The organism is Pseudomonas sp. NPDC089401 (assembly GCF_044749485.1).
Lineage (GTDB): Bacteria > Pseudomonadota > Gammaproteobacteria > Pseudomonadales > Pseudomonadaceae > Aquipseudomonas.
In genome coordinates this window covers 70,806-86,865 of record NZ_JBIVIA010000017.1, presented here as the reverse complement: position 1 = coordinate 86,865, position 16,060 = coordinate 70,806, and the positions used below count along the sequence as shown (strand labels likewise).

The window sequence follows — 16,060 nt, the reverse complement described above, 5'->3', positions numbered from 1 at the left end:
ATGAAGGCGCCTCGGAACCCGCTCCCACAGGGCAAGAGGCAGCCTGTTGATGATGTGATTTCAATGGAAGTGAGTGTTCATGGATAAGTCCAGATTCCGCAAGTTCAGCCTTGGCGCCGCCGTGGCCCTGGTCGCCGGCATCAGCCTGTATGCGATCCAGGCGCCGGCCAAGCCGCCGCAGTACATCGTCGCCACGGTGGAGAAGGGCGATATCGAGAATGCGGTGTTGGCCACCGGCATGCTCGAGGGCATCCGCCAGGTGGACGTTGGCGCCCAGGTGTCCGGGCAGCTCAAGTCGCTCAAGGTCAAGCTCGGCGACAAGGTCAGCCAGGGCCAGTGGCTGGCCGAGATCGACCCGCTGGTACTGCGCAACACCTTGCGCCAGGCCGAGGTCGACGAGGAAAAGCTGCAGGCCGAGAAGCGCTCGACCCAGGCCCAGCTGCGCCAGGCCAGGCGGGTCTACGAGCGTTACCGGGAGCTGCAGGCCGACGAGTCGGTGTCGCGCCAGGACTTCGAGAACGCCGAGTCGGACTACGCGGTGAAACAGGCCTCGGTGCGCTCGCTCGACGCCCAGATCCAGAGCGCCCGGGTGGAAATCGACACGGCCAAGGTCAACCTCGGCTACACCCGCATCAATGCGCCGATCACCGGCCACGTGGTGGGCATCGTCACCCAGGAAGGGCAGACCGTGATCGCCAACCAGCTGGCGCCGATCCTGCTCAAGCTCGCCGACCTCGACACCATGACGGTCAAGGCGCAGGTCTCCGAAGCCGACGTGATCCACATCACCCCCGGCCAGCAGGTGTACTTCACCATCCTCGGCGAGGACAAGCGCTATTACGCTAAGCTGCGCGGTACCGAGCCCGCCCCGCAGAACTACGCGCAAAGCAGCGACAAGAGCGACGGCAGCAGCACCAAGCCCAAGGGCGCGGTGTTCTACAACGCCCTGTTCGAGGTGCCCAACCCTGACCACCGCCTGCGTATCTCTATGACTGCCCAGGTGCATATCGTCCTCGACACCGCCGAGGGCGTGCTGACCATGCCGGTGGCGGCGCTGGGCCTGCGCAACGGCGACGGCAGCTTCCCGGTGCGGGTGCTCGACGCCAAGGGTTTCGCCCAGGTGCGCGACGTGCAGACCGGCATCAACAACAACGTCAAGGTGCAGATCAAGGGCGGCCTGGCCGAAGGTGACCGGGTGGTGATCGGCGAGCCGGTGTCCGGCGAAGCAGGGGCGTGAGCATGAACATGAATGTCGAGCTCAGCCCGGACCTGGCCGTCGCCAGCGGCCAGGGCGAACCCTTGCTGCGCCTGCAGGGCGTGACCCGCAGCTTCCTGGCGGGTGACCGCGAGTTCCTGGCGCTCAAGGGCATCGACCTGGAGATCCGCAGCGGTGAGCTGGTGGCGATCATCGGTGCGTCCGGTTCGGGCAAGTCGACCCTGATGAACCTCCTCGGCTGCCTGGACAACGCCAGCAGCGGCAGTTACCAGGTCGGTGGCCAGGAAACCCGCGAGCTGGACGACGACGCCCTGGCCGCGCTGCGCCGCGATCACTTCGGCTTCATCTTCCAGCGCTACCACCTGCTGCCGCACCTGGACGCCCTGCACAACGTCGAGATCCCGGCGGTGTACGCCGGCACGCCCCAGGGCCAGCGCCACCAGCGGGCGCGCGAGCTGCTCACGCGCCTGGGCCTGAGCAGCCACCTGGCGCACCGGCCGAGCCAGCTGTCCGGCGGCCAGCAGCAGCGGGTGAGCATCTGCCGGGCGTTGATGAACGGCGGCCAGGTGATCCTCGCCGACGAACCCACCGGTGCACTGGACACCGCCAGCGGCAAGGAGGTGATGAACATCCTGCTGGAGCTGCACCGCGCCGGGCACACGGTGATCCTGGTGACCCACGACCCCAAGGTCGCCGCCCACGCCCAGCGCATTATCGAGGTCAGCGACGGGCAGATCGTCAGCGACCGCAGCAATGTTCCCGAGGCGCTGCCCACGCCTGCCGCCGAACCTGCGCCCAAGGCCCAGGCCGCGCGACGCCTGGTGGCCAGCCTGGGGATGTTCCGCGAAGCGTTCAAGATGGCCTGGATCGCCCTGGTCTCGCACCGCATGCGCACCTTGCTGACCATGCTCGGGATCGTCATCGGCATCACCTCGGTGGTGTCGATCTCGGCCATCGGCGAAGGCGCCAAGGGCTACGTGCTCAAGGACATCCAGGCGATCGGCAGCAACACCATCGATATCTATTCGGGCAGCAACTTCGGCGACAGCCGGGCCAAGACCATCGAGACCCTGCTGCCGGCCGACGTGGCGGCGCTGAACGCGTTGTACTACGTCGACAGCGCCACCCCGGTGATTGGCCAGAGCACCCTGGTGCGCTACCGCAACCTGGACGTCGACGTGCAGCTCAACGGCGTCAGCGAGCACTACTTCCAGGTGCGCAACATCCCCTTGGCCGCAGGCATCGTGTTCAGTGCCGACGACGCCCGGCGCCAGGCCCAGGTGGTGGTGATCGACCACAACACGCGCCAGCGCCTGTTCGGCAGCAACGTCGACCCGTTGGGGCAGGTGATCCTGGTCGGCAACCTGCCGTGCACGGTGATCGGCGTTACCGCCGAGAACAAGAACCTGTTCGTCGCCAGCAACCAGCTGAACATCTGGGTGCCCTACGAGACAGCCGCCGGCCGCGTGCTCGGCCAGCGTCACCTGGACAGCATCAGCGTGCGCATCAAGGACGGCGTGCCGAGCAAGCGGGTGGAGGAGGAGGTGACCAAGCTCATGCTGCAGCGCCACGGCACCAAGGACTTCTTCACCAACAACCTCGACAGCATCATGCAGACGGTGCAGAAGACCAGCCGCTCGCTGACCTTGCTGCTGTCGCTGATCGCGGTGATCTCGCTGGTGGTGGGCGGTATCGGGGTGATGAACATCATGCTGGTGTCGGTGACCGAGCGCACCCGCGAGATCGGCATCCGCATGGCGGTGGGCGCGCGGCAGTCGGACATTCGCCAGCAGTTCCTGGTGGAGGCGGTGATGGTCTGCCTGTTTGGCGGGCTGGTGGGGATCGGGCTTTCGTATGGGATCGGCTACCTGTTCGAGTTGTTCGTGAAACAGTGGGAGATGGTGTTCTCGCCGGCGTCGATCGTCATGGCGTTTGCCTGTTCGACGTTGATCGGCGTGGTGTTCGGGTTTGTGCCGGCCAGGAATGCGGCGCGGCTGGACCCGATCGAGGCGTTGGCGCGGGATTGATTTGATCCTGGCAGAGCAGCCCTGAGCCCTGTCAGGGCTGCTCTGCCAGCGTACTACCGGTCAAATGCCGGCCTCATGCAAACAGCTTGGCGACGCGCTCCAGAAAGGGTTGACTACCGGCCGTTGGGAACTCAGTCAGAACCCGGATGGCATCTTGCTCAAGGAACAGAGCATTGGCAGTCCTCAAATCGCGGCCGTAATCGAAGTAGCCGTCGGTGCCGAAAGTTGGATCGAGTTTGCCATCTTCTAGCAGGCGCACAACATTCATTTCTTGAATCGTTCCCTTGAGCTGACTGCCCGCCAAAACGATCCGGCGTTGTGCGTCAATATGCACCTGGACCATTGCCAGACCAGACTCCGGGTCGCGCTGCAACGCAAGCGCCTGGCCGTCATTGAACGTGCCGTCGCGTTTGCCGTCACTGGTAAAGCAGAAAACGTTGGTTGGGTTACGGTTAGGCTTCCATACTGCGCGGGTGATGATCAGCCGTCCGTTACTGGCCTCGAACCCTGTGACCAGTGCGTCTACATCTCCGAACACATCGATTTCACCTTTGCCATCAGCGAATTGCTGGTCGAGCGAACCATCGCGCTTGTACCGCAACACGACCACGCGTGATTCCGTGTTGCGAGCGAGTAGGAAGAAGCTGCCGTCTGCTTGGAAAACGCCGTGTAACATCTTCACGGGTGTGTTGTTCCTGTCTTTGAGATTAATGCTCGATTGCGGCTTCCCCGTGTGTAAATCGAATGATGTTATCCAGACGTCCTCGCTGGTAATGGCGCCGGATTCATCTTCGATTTTGAGCGGGTAGAGCACTTGGATATGATCGCCAATCACTGTGATGGGCCTGCTGGACCGTGAGATAAAGGGCATCTTCGCTGGCCTGGTGGCGGGTGCCAGTGCTGGCGACGGCGATGTGTTTTTTTGTGTAGAATCTTGGCTTTGGATCGGAATCCATGGCTTGCCTGGTTCCGGCCAGGTGATGCCCTTGTTGCCAAACTCGGACACGGCATTGAAGGTGCTGTCGTAGCGAGCCACGCTGACAGTATGCAGCACTTGATAGTGTTCAGTTTCGTAATAGGCTGGTTGCCCCACTGCCAGGTACGCTTGCTTGCCATCGATGATGACTGACGCCAGCGATACATACTGATGACTTGAGTCGGGGGCCTCTTCGTTTGTGACGACCTTGACGTGGCCGGTGTCCTCGTCCCACGTTCCGTCACGCAGCATTTTTGTGAACATTAAACTTGTCTCGAGGCCTGCACTGAAACCACAAAAGGCAAGACTACCCTCGCCGAGAGAGTCCACTGCAACCACTTGGAGGGACTCCACATCGGGGTTCCGGCCTTTTTCAGGGGGAACGGTAGCAAGGCCGAGCTTTCCAAATTCAGGGTCGAGTGTTCCGGGTTGTTGATGTGTCATGACTTCGTCCTGTTGCAGAATGAAGCCCCATCTTAGATACCGCCTCAATATTGAAAAACTGGCAGAAATGACAGGTAGTCTCGCCGGGTGATCTTGCTCTGACGGGGTGCAGACGCGTGGCATCGGCCTGGCGACGCGAAGAGGCCGATGATACTGTTCGTCAAACTCAGGCCTCGGCATACATCCAGCGCATCAACGAGTGACGCCCGCTGATTCCGAGCTTGATCGCCGCCCGGCGCAGGTAACTCTCCACGGTATTTACCTTCAGCTTGAGTCGCTCTGCCTGCTCCGGCGCCGTATGCCCGGCGAGCAGCCCCAGGCACACCTGGCACTCACGCGCCGACAGCTTCAGCCCGGACTGGCCGATGCGCTCCAGAAAACGCGCCTCAAGGCTTTCCGGAGCGCTGCGTTCGACGATGGGTTGCAGGGCATCGATGTGCTTTTCCAGCATCGGTAGCAACAGCGGCGAAATGTCATCCAGCCGGCTGCGCTCATGGGCCGAGAAACCATAGGCCGAACCCGCCCGCAGGACCTGGATCTCGTAGCGCGATTCACCGTTGCGGCGGATCCGGTGCAGGCGTGAGGGATCGCTGAAGTCCCCCTGCGCGGGGTGGTCCGAAGAAAACACGGTCTCGTTGATCAGCCCCGAGGCGTTGCTGCACACCTGGCGGATCTGCGTGGCATCGATGGTCAGGTGGGCGTGGATCAGGTCGTGCAGCATGCGCGGGAACTGGCGGCTGCCGGTGCTGGCAATGACTTTGCCGATCTGTGGGTAGAGCAAGTGAGCATTCATCGTGTCGTCCATGAAATCGGTGGTGCGGATCCCATCCGTAGGTTGGCCTTATCCTGGGCCTGGGATGGGAGGTGATGGGTATCCTAGTACAACGATCGAGTGACCGTTAAATGAAGTAGCAATAGTGGCAGAATAATGGCATCTATTCCCAGGCGTCTACTGCCCTGCGGGTTGTCGGGTATGATGCGCGCCCCATCATCTTTCACGAGGCCTGCCCCATGTCCCTGAGCGCTGAACAGATCGGCGAATTCCAAGCCTTTGCCGAGCAGCTCGCCGATGCCGCCGCGCTGGCGATCAAGCCGTATTTCCGCGCCAGCCTGGAGGTCGAGGACAAGGGCGGGCGCCTGTACGACCCGGTGACCGTGGCCGACAAGGCGGCCGAGGACGCCATGCGTACACTGATCCAGGCACGTTATCCAGAACACGGCATCCTGGGTGAAGAAGCTGGCGTGGCGGTGGGCAGCAGCCCGCTGACCTGGGTGCTCGACCCGATCGACGGTACCCGCGCGTTCATCACTGGCCTGCCGCTGTGGGGCACGTTGATTGCCCTCAACGATGGCACGCGCCCTGTGGTGGGTGTGATGAACCAGCCGTTCACCGGCGAGCGTTTCGTCGGTACCCCGGCAGGCGCATGGCGCAGCGGCACGCCGCTGAAGACCCGCGCCTGCGCGGACCTGGCCTCGGCCACGCTGATGTGCACCACCCCGGACATGTTCGACACCGCCCAGCGCAAGGCGGCGTTCGAGGCCGTGGCCGGCCAGGCGCGGCTGATGCGTTACGGCGGCGACTGCTATGCCTACTGCATGCTGGCCTCGGGCTTTGTCGACGTGATCGTCGAGGCGAGCCTGCAGCCGTATGACGTGCAGGCGCTGATGCCGATCATCGAAGGGGCGGGCGGGGTGATCACGGCCTGGGATGGCAGCAGCGCTCAGAACGGTGGGTGCGTGGTGGCTTGTGGTGACCCGGTGTTGCATGCGCAGTTGGTTGAGATGCTGCGCCACGCCATGTGATTGAGGCGTTTCCTTTGACGGCCCTTTCGCGGGTAAACCCGCTCCCACAGGTTTACCTAAGCCTTTGAAAATTGTGCAGTACCTGTGGGAGCGGGTTTACCCGCGAAGAGGCCGGTACTGTTATCCCAAATCTGTAATCACCGCACTTTTTCCGTTTTCCGGGCTCTATGCTTGGCCAGGCCGCACCGATCCCCGGCGCGGCCGCCGAATTTGACCCCGGTGCCGATGGTTGCAAGCAATTCCCGAATCCTCTCGCGCCTGCTGCTGGCAGGCACACTCGTGGCCCTGTCCGGTTGCAGCCAGCAGCAAGGTCGCGACATCGTCAACCAGTTCGGCAACGGCAAGCCCAGCGAGCTGTTCCAGACCAGCGTCGACCGCATGGCCACCCTGGCCATGCGCGACAACCTGCAAAGCCTGTACCTGCTGATGAACAAGCTGTACCTGCGCAACCCCAGCCAGTGGAAAATGTCCGGCTACCTCGACGCCGCCACCGCCGAGCGGCAGATCCGCCTCGCCATCGAGCAGCGCCAGCCACTGCCGCAGCTGGGCGAGCGCCGCGACCTGGCGGCCCTGAGCTACGCCCTGAGCCCCGAGTTTCGCGGCGACCGGGTCGGCGCCTTCATCTACGCCATCGGCAGCATGCTGATCACCGCGCATGGCGGGCGCACCGAGTTCTACATGACCGATAGCATCGACCCGCTGTTCGTCAACAACTCGGCGCGCAATATCGAGAAGGCCACCTGGATGCTGGGCCAGCGTCAGGACGCCAATGGCGTGTTGCTGCTGTTCTCCAACGAGATCTCCGAGGAGGGCAGCAACCTCAGTTTTGCGGTGGAGTTCGGCAAGATCGTGGCGCGCCTGGACCTACTGGCGGAGTTGCTGGATGAGCGCTATCGGCGGATTGGCTTGAATTACGCGCAGAGCTTGTTGCTGATGAACTTCCTGCCGGTGCAGTGAGCTCAGAACAGCGACTGGATGGCGCTTCGGTAGCGCTGCCCACCCAGGCTCATGCTGTTGTTGTGGGTCGCTCCCGGCACCAGCAGCAGGGTCTTGGACTCCTGCGCGGCATCGAACAGCACCTGGCTGAAGCGCGGCGGCACGAAGCGGTCATCCTGGCCATGCACCAGCAACGGCGGCAGGCCGACATCCTTGATCTTGCCCAGCGAATCGAACTTCTGGGACATCAACCAGCGCACCGGCAGCGAGGCCTGGCCGGGGAAGTATTGGAATTGATGTCTGAAAAATTACCGAGCGGTGCGGTGGGTTGGTTGCAAGCTGTTTCTGCATAGCATGTTAAGGCCCTTTCGCGGGCAAGCCCGCTCCCACAGGGGGCACGTCGCATTCAAGAGCTGCGCCGCACCTGTGGGAGCGGGCTTGCCCGCGAAGAGGCCCTTGCAGGCGGGGGAAGATCACGGGGTACGCAACTGCTCCAGCAACGGCTGAAACTCCGCCAGCAACCAGTCGCGCAAGCGCCGGCAACTGGAGTCATGCTCCTTGTCTTCATTGAAGGCCAGGAAGTGGAAGGTGTCCTTGAGCACCAGTTCCTCTTCCACCGGCCGCACCAGCAGCCCCTGGGCCACCAGCGGCGCCACCAGGTGGTGCCAGCCCAGGGCCACGCCCTGGTTGCCCAGCGCCAGGTTCACCAGCAGGTTGTAGTCGTTGGCGTTGAAGAAGTGCGGCGCGTTACTGGCACGGCTTTTCAGGTCGACATCATGGAACGCCAGCCACACGTTCCAGTCGACGTGCTCGGCCACCTGCGAGCGGCCATAGGGGCTCAGGTTGAGCAAGGTGCCGTCGCGCAGCCCGTGCAAGGTGCGCAGTTCGGGATGGCGGGCCAGATAGTGCGGCGTGCACACCGGGTAGATCACGTCATGGTTGAGCTGATGGGAGCTGTAGCCCGCCTGCACCTTGCCCAGCTTGGTGATGTAGATGTCCGGGCGCACGCCGGGCTCCATCGACAGGAAGTTCTGGGTGGTCACCAGGTTGATGTCGATGTCCGGGTTCGCGTCGAAGAAACGCGGCATGCGCGGCCCCATCCACAGCGCGGCGAAGGCCGGCGAGCAGCACAGGGTGACCACGTGGCGGCTGTTGCTGTTGCTGCGGATGCGCTCGGCCGCCTGGGAGATGTTGACGAACGACAACTGCACCGCATCGAAGAAGATCGAGCCGGCCACGGTCAGCTCCACCGCCCGGCCGACGCGGGTGAACAGCTCGGCACCGAGGTAGGTTTCCAGCTCGCGGATCTGCCGGCTGACCGCGGCCTGGGTCACGCACAGGGCCTCGGCGGCGCGGGTGAAGTTCTGGTACTTGGCAGCGGCGACGAAGACCTTCACGGCGCGCAGCGATGGCATCTTGATCAGGGTCTGATCGGGTTCGGAATGTCTGACCATGGTGGTGATGTGAGGTCCTTCGTCTAGCCAGGTGGGGTCACTCTAGCCTGTCAAAGGCCCGGCGGTAAATGCGCGGGCGCTCTGGCGCCGTGGTCGCGGGCCGATTGATAACTTCAGGTAATGGTTTGCGCCATGCAAATGTCGTTGGACCCCGCCTGGAACAGGGCCTAACGTGAAACCTACGGCGCGGCATTCGCGACAGCGATGTCGAATAATTTGAAGCAGGACTTTCTGCGTGCCGGTGTTGACTCACGTTCGAATTTGAACGGACTGCCAAGCGTACTCGCACTGATCAGTAGCCGCCTTGTTGAAAGTGCGAAGTTGAATGATTGGTTAATAAGCATAATAAAGAGGGTCGTATGAGCCATGCCGATGAGATTCTTTCGGTAAAAAACATCTTCAAGGTATTCGGGCCCAACCCCGACATGGCCATGGAGATGCTCCGCAAGGGTGCCGACAAGAACGAAATCTTCAGCAAGACCGGCCACGTCGTCGGCGTGTTCGATGCCAGTTTTTCCGTCAAGCGTGGCGAGATCTTCGTCATCATGGGGCTGTCCGGCTCGGGCAAGTCGACCATGGTGCGGCTGTTCAACCGCCTGATCGAGCCCACCTCCGGCAGCATCCACCTCAACGGCAAGGAAATCACCGGCCTCTCCGACAAGGCCCTGCTCGACGTGCGCCGCAAGGACATGGGCATGGTGTTCCAGTCCTTTGCCCTGATGCCGCACATGAGCGTGCTGGAAAACACCGCGTTCGGCCTGGAAATCGCCGGCGTGCCGGAAGCCGAACGCCACAGCCGTGCCCGCGAGGCGCTGAGCCAGGTCGGCCTGGCCGGCCACGAGCACAGCTATCCGCACCAGCTGTCCGGCGGCATGCAGCAGCGCGTGGGCCTGGCCCGGGCACTGGCCAACGACCCGACCATCCTGCTGATGGACGAAGCCTTCTCGGCCCTCGACCCGCTGATCCGCAGCGAGATGCAGGGCGAACTGATGCGCCTGCAGGCCGAACAGCAGCGCACCATCATCTTCATTTCCCATGACATCGAGGAAGCCATCCGTATTGGCCATCGCATCGCCATCATGGAAGGCGGGCGGGTGGTGCAGATCGGCACCCCGCAGGAGCTGATCAACCAGCCGGCCAACGATTACGTGCGCACCTTCTTCAAAAGCTTCGACAGCTCGCGGGTGCTCAAGGCCGGCGACCTGGCGCGTTTCGACCCGGCGGTGGTGTGCAAGGTCAACGGCAAGGCGCCGAGCTTCCAGGCCGGCGTGCCGTTCGGCTACCTGGTCGACGACCGTGGCCAACTGCTCGGGGTGGTCGACACCGACGCCAATGGCGCCAGCGCCAGCGAGCGCTACAGCCTGCATGAGCGCCAGCCGGTGTACACCGACACGCCGCTGCACGAAGTACTGGGGATTGCGGCGGACCTGCCGTACCCGGTGCCGGTGCTCGACCGCGAGGGTGCCTTCAAGGGCACGGTGTCGAAGAACGAGCTGCTGCAGACCTTGAGCCGCCACTAATACAAGAAAGAGGTAAGCCCTCATGTCCGAATTCAGCCTTCTCGACCCGTTCCAGGCCGCCACGCTTCCCTTGGGCGACTGGGTCACCGCCACCCTGAACTTCCTCGTGCACAACTTCCGTGAAGTGTTCCGGGCCATCCGCTGGCCGATCGACCAGGTGCTCAACGGCATCGAGTTCACCTTGCAGAGCATTCCGCCCACCATCGGCATCCTCCTTTCCTCGCTGCTGGGCTGGCAACTGGCGGGAAAACGCATGGCATTGCTGTGCTTCGTCACCTTGACCTTGCTCGGCCTGATCGGTGTCTGGTCGGAGTCGATGACCACCCTGGCGCTGGTGCTGACCTCGGTGTTCTTCTGCGCGGTGATCGGCATACCGCTGGGCATCCTCTGCGCCCGCAGCAATCGCCTCGAGAGCATCATCCGCCCGTTGCTCGACGCCATGCAGACCCTGCCGGCGTTCGTCTACCTGGTCCCGGTGGTGATGCTGTTCGGCATCGGCAACGTGCCGGGTGTGCTGGTGACCATCGTCTTCGCCCTGCCACCGCTGGTGCGCCTGACCAACCTCGGCATCCGCCAGGTCCCGGAAGACAAGATCGAAGCCGCCCGTGCCTTTGGCTGCACCCCACGGCAGATGCTGACCCGCGTGCAGCTGCCGCTGGCCACGTCGACCATCATGGCCGGCCTCAACCAGACCCTGATGCTGTCGCTGTCGATGGTGGTGATCGCCTCGATGATCTCGGTCGGCGGCCTGGGCCAGATGGTACTGCGCGGCATCGGCCGCCTGGACATGGGCCTGGCCACCGTCGGCGGCGTCGGCCTGGTGCTGCTGGCGATCTTCCTCGACCGCCTGACCCAGGCCATGGGCGCGCGCACCAACGCCGACCCGAGCCTGCGCTGGTACCACACCGGCCCCGTGGGCGTGGTCCTGCGCCTGTGCGGTGCGGCGCAACCCCCAGGGCGGCGCAAGACCGCCTGAAGCTCACCGCTGGATACATTCGATCTGCCGCACTTGAAGATAACAATCAGAAGAAGGTAAGCGACGATGCACGAATCCACGTTCACCCGCAGCATCCTCAAATGCGCCACGGCGCTGACCCTGGTGGCCGCCGCGCTGTGTGCCCACGCCTCGGCCGACAAGCCGGGCGAAGGGGTGAAGGTCACGCCGATCTTCCCGTCCATTGCCGAAGAGCGCTTCCGTGGCGAGGTTGCCATGGAGGGCCTGCGCGAACTGGGTTACAAGGTGCAGGAGCCGAAGGAGACCGAATACGGCGTGATGATGGTGGCCCTGGCCAACGGTGACGCCGACTTCACCGTGCACCTGTGGGAAAAGCTCCACGACAAGTTCTACCAGCAGGCCGGCGGTGACGATGTGATGGTCAAGACCGGCAACATCCTGCCGGGCGTGGCCCAGGGCTACCTGATCGACAAGAAGACCGCCGACCAGTACAACATCAAGTACATCACCGACCTGAAAAAGCCCGAGATCGCCAAGCTGTTCGACACCGACGGCGACGGCAAGGCCGACATGACCGGCTGCAACCCCGGTTGGGGCTGCGAGCTGGTGATCTCCCACCACATGAAAGCCTATGACCTCGACAAGACCGTGACGGTCAACCAGGGCTCGTACTTCGCGCTGATGGCCGACACCATCACCCGCTACAAGGAAGGCAAGCCGATCCTGTACTTCACCTGGGTGCCGCAGTGGATCGCCAGCGTGCTGGTCGAAGGCAAGGACGTGGTCTGGCTGGAAGTGCCGAAGACCGACCTGCCGGATGGCAACAACGATGTCGATACCACGTACCACGGCAAGAACCTCGGGTTTGCCATCGACAAGGTGGTGGCGGTGCTGAACAAGGACTTCGCCAAGAAGAACCCGGCTGCCGAGAAGTTCCTGTCGCTGGTGCAGATCAGCACCGATGACGAAAGCAACCAGAACCTGAAGATGCAGAAGGGCGAGAAGAAGCCGGCCGACATCACCCGCCATGCCAAGGAATGGGTCGCCGCGCACCGTCAGCAGTTCGATGAGTGGCTGAAGGCTTCCCGCGCCGCTGCCACCCAGGCCAGCAATTAATCCTGTTCCAGCGGTGCCGTAGCATTCGCGGGCAAGCCCGCTCCCACAGAAGGGTTGCACATGCGCCTGTGGGAGCGGGCTTGCCCGCGAAGAATCCACCGCGATTTTCCCGCGTTTGAGTCATCGCCATGAGCCACTTCGAAAGCATCCTCAAGAACACCAACCTGGCCCACCTCGACCCGGCCGGCCGCACCGCCCTGGGCCAACCCTGTCGGCGCGTGGCCTTCGTCCTGCGCGAGCACTTCTCGATGATGGCCTTCACCGCCGCCATGGACACCCTGGTCACCGCCAACCTGATGAGCGCCACGCCGCTGTTCGAAATCCACGTGGTGGGCGAGGGCGCCCAGGTGATGAGCGACCTGGGGATCGCCTTGCCGGTCAACCTGGCCCTGGCCGACCTCGACGTGCACGGCCTGGACAGCCTGCTGGTGTGCGGCGGCTTGCGCGTGCGCCTGGAGGCCTCGCCGTCGTTGCGCCACAAGCTGCGCCAGGCCGACCACCTGGGCTGCCAGCTCGGTGGCCTGTGGAATGGCGCCTACTTCCTGGCCGAAGCCGGCCTGCTCAACGACCACGACTGCGCCTTCCACCCGGATGGCCGGGCGATGATGAGCGAGTTGTTCCCCAAGGTGCGGGTCGGCCGCCAGGCCCATGTGCTCGACAGCCGGCGCATGAGCTGTGCCGGGGCCAGCAGCGCGCTGGACATGATGCTGGCGATGCTCGAGTTCAAGGGCGGCGAGGACTTGCGTCGGGCCGTGGAGCAGATGCTCGCCTGCGACCGGGCGCGGGTGCTGAGCGATGTGCCGTCAAGTGCGGCGGACGTGGATCCGAGCCTGCCGCGTGGGGTGCGCCTGGCGTTGGAACTGATGCACGCCAATATCGAAGACCCGATCGGCATCGACGAGATCGCCGAGCATGCCGGGTTGTCGCGGCGCCATCTGGAGCGCCTGTTCCGCCGCCATGTGCAGGCGACGCCGCCGCGTTATTACCTGGAGCTGCGCCTGACCCATGCGCGGCAGTTGCTGCAGCACACCAGCAAGTCGCTGACCGAAGTGGCGGTGGCCAGCGGGTTTGTCAGTTTCCCGCATTTCTATCGGCGCTTTCGCGAGTTGTTCGCGATTGCACCCAGGCAGTTCCGGGCGCGCAGCCAGGGGTGGGCGGGGCGGCAGGAAGTGGCGGTGCACTGAGGGTTTGATGCTGGGCTCTCGGCCCTCTTCGCGGGTAAAACCGCTCCCACAGGGACCGCACTATGCCTGTGGGAGCGGGTTTACCCGCGAAGAGGGCCGCACTGCCAACACAGAATGTGCGATTATCGCCCAGATTCCAGCAGCCCGCTGTCCGCTATCCGCCCACCCAATCCAAACGGCGCATTGCCCAACCCCCGCCTTTTTGCTTAGTGTGTAACCCACGACCGTGAACGACCGCGACCACAGCCCCCAGGGCCAGTAGGAAGCGGCGCCCAGAACAATAACGATACCGAGTGCCTTGCCTATGGAAAGCCGCCTGCTGAGCGAGCGCAGTAGCGTGTTCCATCACGCCGATCCGTATGCGGTGTCCGCCTACGTCAACCGCCACGTGGGCCAGCACTGCATCGGCCTGACGCGCACCACCCACCCGCAGGCCAGCCTCAGCCACCGCAAGTTCGCCGAACTCGACCTGTGCCGCATCAGCTACGGCGGCAGCGTGCGGGTCACCTCGCCGGCACTGGAGTCGATCTTCCACCTGCAGGTCCTGCTGCATGGCAACTGCCTGTGGCGCGGGCACCAGCGCGAGCACCACCTGGTGCCGGGGGAGTTACTGCTGATCAACCCGGACGACCCGGTCGACCTGACCTACTCCGAAGACTGCGAAAAATTCATCCTCAAGGTGCCGACCCGGTTGCTCGATTCGATCTGCGACGAACAGCGCTGGCAGCGGCCCGATGGCGGCGTGCGCTTCCTGCGCAACCACTACCGGCTGGAGGAACTGGACGGTTTCGTCAACCTGCTGGCCATGGTCTGCCATGAAGCGGAAGTGAGCGAGTCGCTGCCACGGGTGCAGGGCCACTACAGCCAGATCGTCGCCAGCAAGCTGCTGACCCTGATGAACACCAACATCCGCCGGGAAAGCCTGGCTTCGCCGGGGGCCAGCCTGGAGCGGATCGTCGACTACATCGAGCGCAACCTCAAGCTGGAACTGAGCGCCGAAACTCTGGCGGAGCAGGCCTGTATCAGCGTGCGTTCACTGTATGCATTGTTCGACCGACAGCTGGGCTCCACGCCCAGGCAGTACGTTCGCCAGCGCAAGCTGGAGCGCGTGCATGCGTGCCTGAGCGATGCCAGTTGTTCGGTGCGCAGCGTCACCGAACTGGCCATGGATTACGGCTTCCTGCACCTGGGGCGGTTCTCCGAGGTCTACCGACTGCGCTTCGGCGAGCTGCCTTCGGAAACCCTGAAACGTCGCTGAAGCTACCTCGCTCCTACAGCGGGTAGTGCTTGAGCTCGCGGGCGATCAGCATGCGCTGGATCTCGCTCGAGCCCTCGTAGATCTGGGTGATGCGCGCATCGCGGTAATGGCGCTCGACGGGATAGTCCTCCAGGTAGCCATAACCGCCATGCACCTGGATCGCCATCGAGCACACCCGCTCGGCCATTTCCGAGGCGAACAGCTTGGCCTGGGACGCCTCCGACAGGCACGGCTTGCCCGCCGTGCGCAGGCGCGCGGCATGCAGGATCAGCAAGCGTGCGGCATTGACCTGCACCTGCATGTCGGCCAGCAGGTTGGCGATGCTCTGGTGTTCGTTGATCGGCTTGCCGAACTGGATGCGCTCTCGCGAATACCCCAGCGCCGCCTCGAACGCGGCGCGGGCGATACCCAGGGCCTGGGCGGCAATGCCGATACGCCCGCCTTCGAGGTTGGACAGGGCGATGGCCAGGCCCTTGCCGCGCTCGCCGAGGAGATTGGCTGCCGGGATGCGGCAGTTGTCGAAGGTCACCGCGCAGGTGTCGGAGGCGCGGATGCCCATCTTGTGCTCGCTGCGGTCGACCTTGAAGCCCGGGTTGTCGGTCGGCACCAGGAAGGCCGACAGGCCTCTCTTGCCCAGGTCCGGGTCGGTCACCGCGAACACGATCGCCAGGCCCGCGCGGCGGGCATTGCTGACGAACTGCTTGGCGCCGTTGATCACCCACTGGCCATCGATGAGCTCGGCGCGGGTACGCAGGTTGTGCGCTTCGGAGCCGGCCTGGGGCTCGGTCAGGCAGAAGCAGCCGATCACTTCGCCGCTGGCCAGGCGCGGCAGCCAGGCCTGTTGCTGCTCGGGCGTGCCGTAGGCGAGCAGGGGGCCGCAGCCGACCGAGTTGTGGATGCTCATCATCGCCCCGGTGGCGCCGCAGCCGGCGGCGATTTCCTCGACGGCCAGGGCATAGGCCACGTAATCGGTGTAGCTGCCGCCGAAGTCCTCGGGCACGACCATGCCGAGCAGGCCCAGTTCGCCCATCTTGCGCACCACGCCATCGTCGATCCAGCCGGCCTTTTCCCAGGCCTGGGCATGGGGTGCGATCTCGCCACGGGCAAAGTCCCGGGCCATGTCGCGGATCATGATCTGCTCTTCGCTCAGTTCCACGTCTTGCATCTGTGT

The 16,060-nt window shown here is 63.8% G+C and carries 13 protein-coding genes and 1 pseudogene; 9 read left to right on the top strand and 5 right to left on the bottom strand.

Annotated elements, in window-relative coordinates:
• Nucleotides 1–79: 79 nt before the first annotated feature.
• Nucleotides 80–1,237 (top strand): macrolide transporter subunit MacA, encoded by a 1,158-nt coding sequence (macA, locus tag ACIP21_RS27045; RefSeq protein WP_400694434.1) that lies wholly within the window; start codon nucleotides 80–82, stop codon nucleotides 1,235–1,237.
• 2 nt (nucleotides 1,238–1,239) lie between these two features.
• Complete coding sequence (locus tag ACIP21_RS27040; RefSeq protein ID WP_400694432.1) at nucleotides 1,240–3,243, top strand: MacB family efflux pump subunit; 2,004 nt, start codon at nucleotides 1,240–1,242, stop codon at nucleotides 3,241–3,243.
• 73 nt (nucleotides 3,244–3,316) lie between these two features.
• Here ACIP21_RS27040 and ACIP21_RS27035 read toward each other — a convergent pair whose 3' ends face one another.
• Both ACIP21_RS27035 and ACIP21_RS27030 read right to left on the bottom strand, forming a co-directional pair.
• Entirely contained in the window at nucleotides 3,317–4,663 is a 1,347-nt protein-coding gene (locus tag ACIP21_RS27035; RefSeq protein ID WP_400694430.1) for a hypothetical protein, read from the bottom strand.
• A gap of 166 nt (nucleotides 4,664–4,829) precedes the next feature.
• Complete coding sequence (locus tag ACIP21_RS27030) at nucleotides 4,830–5,456, bottom strand: LuxR C-terminal-related transcriptional regulator (protein WP_400694428.1); 627 nt, start codon at nucleotides 5,454–5,456, stop codon at nucleotides 4,830–4,832.
• 218 nt (nucleotides 5,457–5,674) lie between these two features.
• Here ACIP21_RS27030 and hisN point away from each other — a divergent pair, with 218 nt between their 5' ends.
• The gene (hisN, locus tag ACIP21_RS27025; protein WP_400694426.1) at nucleotides 5,675–6,466 is read left to right on the top strand and encodes a histidinol-phosphatase; all 792 of its coding nucleotides are present in this window, start codon (nucleotides 5,675–5,677) and stop codon (nucleotides 6,464–6,466) included.
• Between the two features lie 225 nt (nucleotides 6,467–6,691).
• Nucleotides 6,692–7,423 carry a hypothetical protein gene (locus ACIP21_RS27020; RefSeq protein ID WP_400694425.1) on the top strand — a complete coding sequence of 244 codons (732 nt, stop codon included), beginning with the start codon at nucleotides 6,692–6,694 and terminating at the stop codon, nucleotides 7,421–7,423.
• A gap of 2 nt (nucleotides 7,424–7,425) precedes the next feature.
• Here the strand turns inward: ACIP21_RS27020 and ACIP21_RS27015 are convergent.
• Both ACIP21_RS27015 and ACIP21_RS27010 read right to left on the bottom strand, forming a co-directional pair.
• A pseudogene (locus tag ACIP21_RS27015) lies at nucleotides 7,426–7,671 on the bottom strand (alpha/beta hydrolase); the annotation flags it as partial.
• Between the two features lie 204 nt (nucleotides 7,672–7,875).
• On the bottom strand, nucleotides 7,876–8,856 hold the full coding sequence (locus tag ACIP21_RS27010) for a LysR family transcriptional regulator (protein ID WP_400694423.1): 981 nt from the start codon (nucleotides 8,854–8,856) through the stop codon (nucleotides 7,876–7,878).
• 359 nt (nucleotides 8,857–9,215) lie between these two features.
• Here ACIP21_RS27010 and ACIP21_RS27005 point away from each other — a divergent pair, with 359 nt between their 5' ends.
• The 5 genes from ACIP21_RS27005 to ACIP21_RS26985 all read left to right on the top strand — a co-directional run bounded on the left by ACIP21_RS27005 (nucleotide 9,216) and on the right by ACIP21_RS26985 (nucleotide 14,889).
• Nucleotides 9,216–10,376, top strand: a complete 1,161-nt coding sequence (locus tag ACIP21_RS27005; RefSeq protein ID WP_400694422.1) for a glycine betaine/L-proline ABC transporter ATP-binding protein — start codon at nucleotides 9,216–9,218, stop codon at nucleotides 10,374–10,376.
• Nucleotides 10,377–10,398: 22 nt separating this feature from the next.
• Nucleotides 10,399–11,352 (top strand): glycine betaine/L-proline ABC transporter permease ProW, encoded by a 954-nt coding sequence (proW, locus tag ACIP21_RS27000; RefSeq protein ID WP_400694420.1) that lies wholly within the window; start codon nucleotides 10,399–10,401, stop codon nucleotides 11,350–11,352.
• A gap of 66 nt (nucleotides 11,353–11,418) precedes the next feature.
• Nucleotides 11,419–12,447 (top strand): glycine betaine/L-proline ABC transporter substrate-binding protein ProX, encoded by a 1,029-nt coding sequence (gene proX / locus ACIP21_RS26995; RefSeq protein WP_400694419.1) that lies wholly within the window; start codon nucleotides 11,419–11,421, stop codon nucleotides 12,445–12,447.
• A gap of 128 nt (nucleotides 12,448–12,575) precedes the next feature.
• The gene (locus ACIP21_RS26990) at nucleotides 12,576–13,631 is read left to right on the top strand and encodes a GlxA family transcriptional regulator (protein ID WP_400694417.1); all 1,056 of its coding nucleotides are present in this window, start codon (nucleotides 12,576–12,578) and stop codon (nucleotides 13,629–13,631) included.
• Between the two features lie 304 nt (nucleotides 13,632–13,935).
• Entirely contained in the window at nucleotides 13,936–14,889 is a 954-nt protein-coding gene (locus ACIP21_RS26985; protein WP_400694415.1) for an AraC family transcriptional regulator, read from the top strand.
• Nucleotides 14,890–14,902: 13 nt separating this feature from the next.
• On the opposite strand, the gene ACIP21_RS26980 is transcribed toward ACIP21_RS26985, so the two are convergent.
• The gene (locus tag ACIP21_RS26980) at nucleotides 14,903–16,054 is read right to left on the bottom strand and encodes an acyl-CoA dehydrogenase family protein (RefSeq protein WP_400694414.1); all 1,152 of its coding nucleotides are present in this window, start codon (nucleotides 16,052–16,054) and stop codon (nucleotides 14,903–14,905) included.
• Nucleotides 16,055–16,060: the final 6 nt, after the last annotated feature.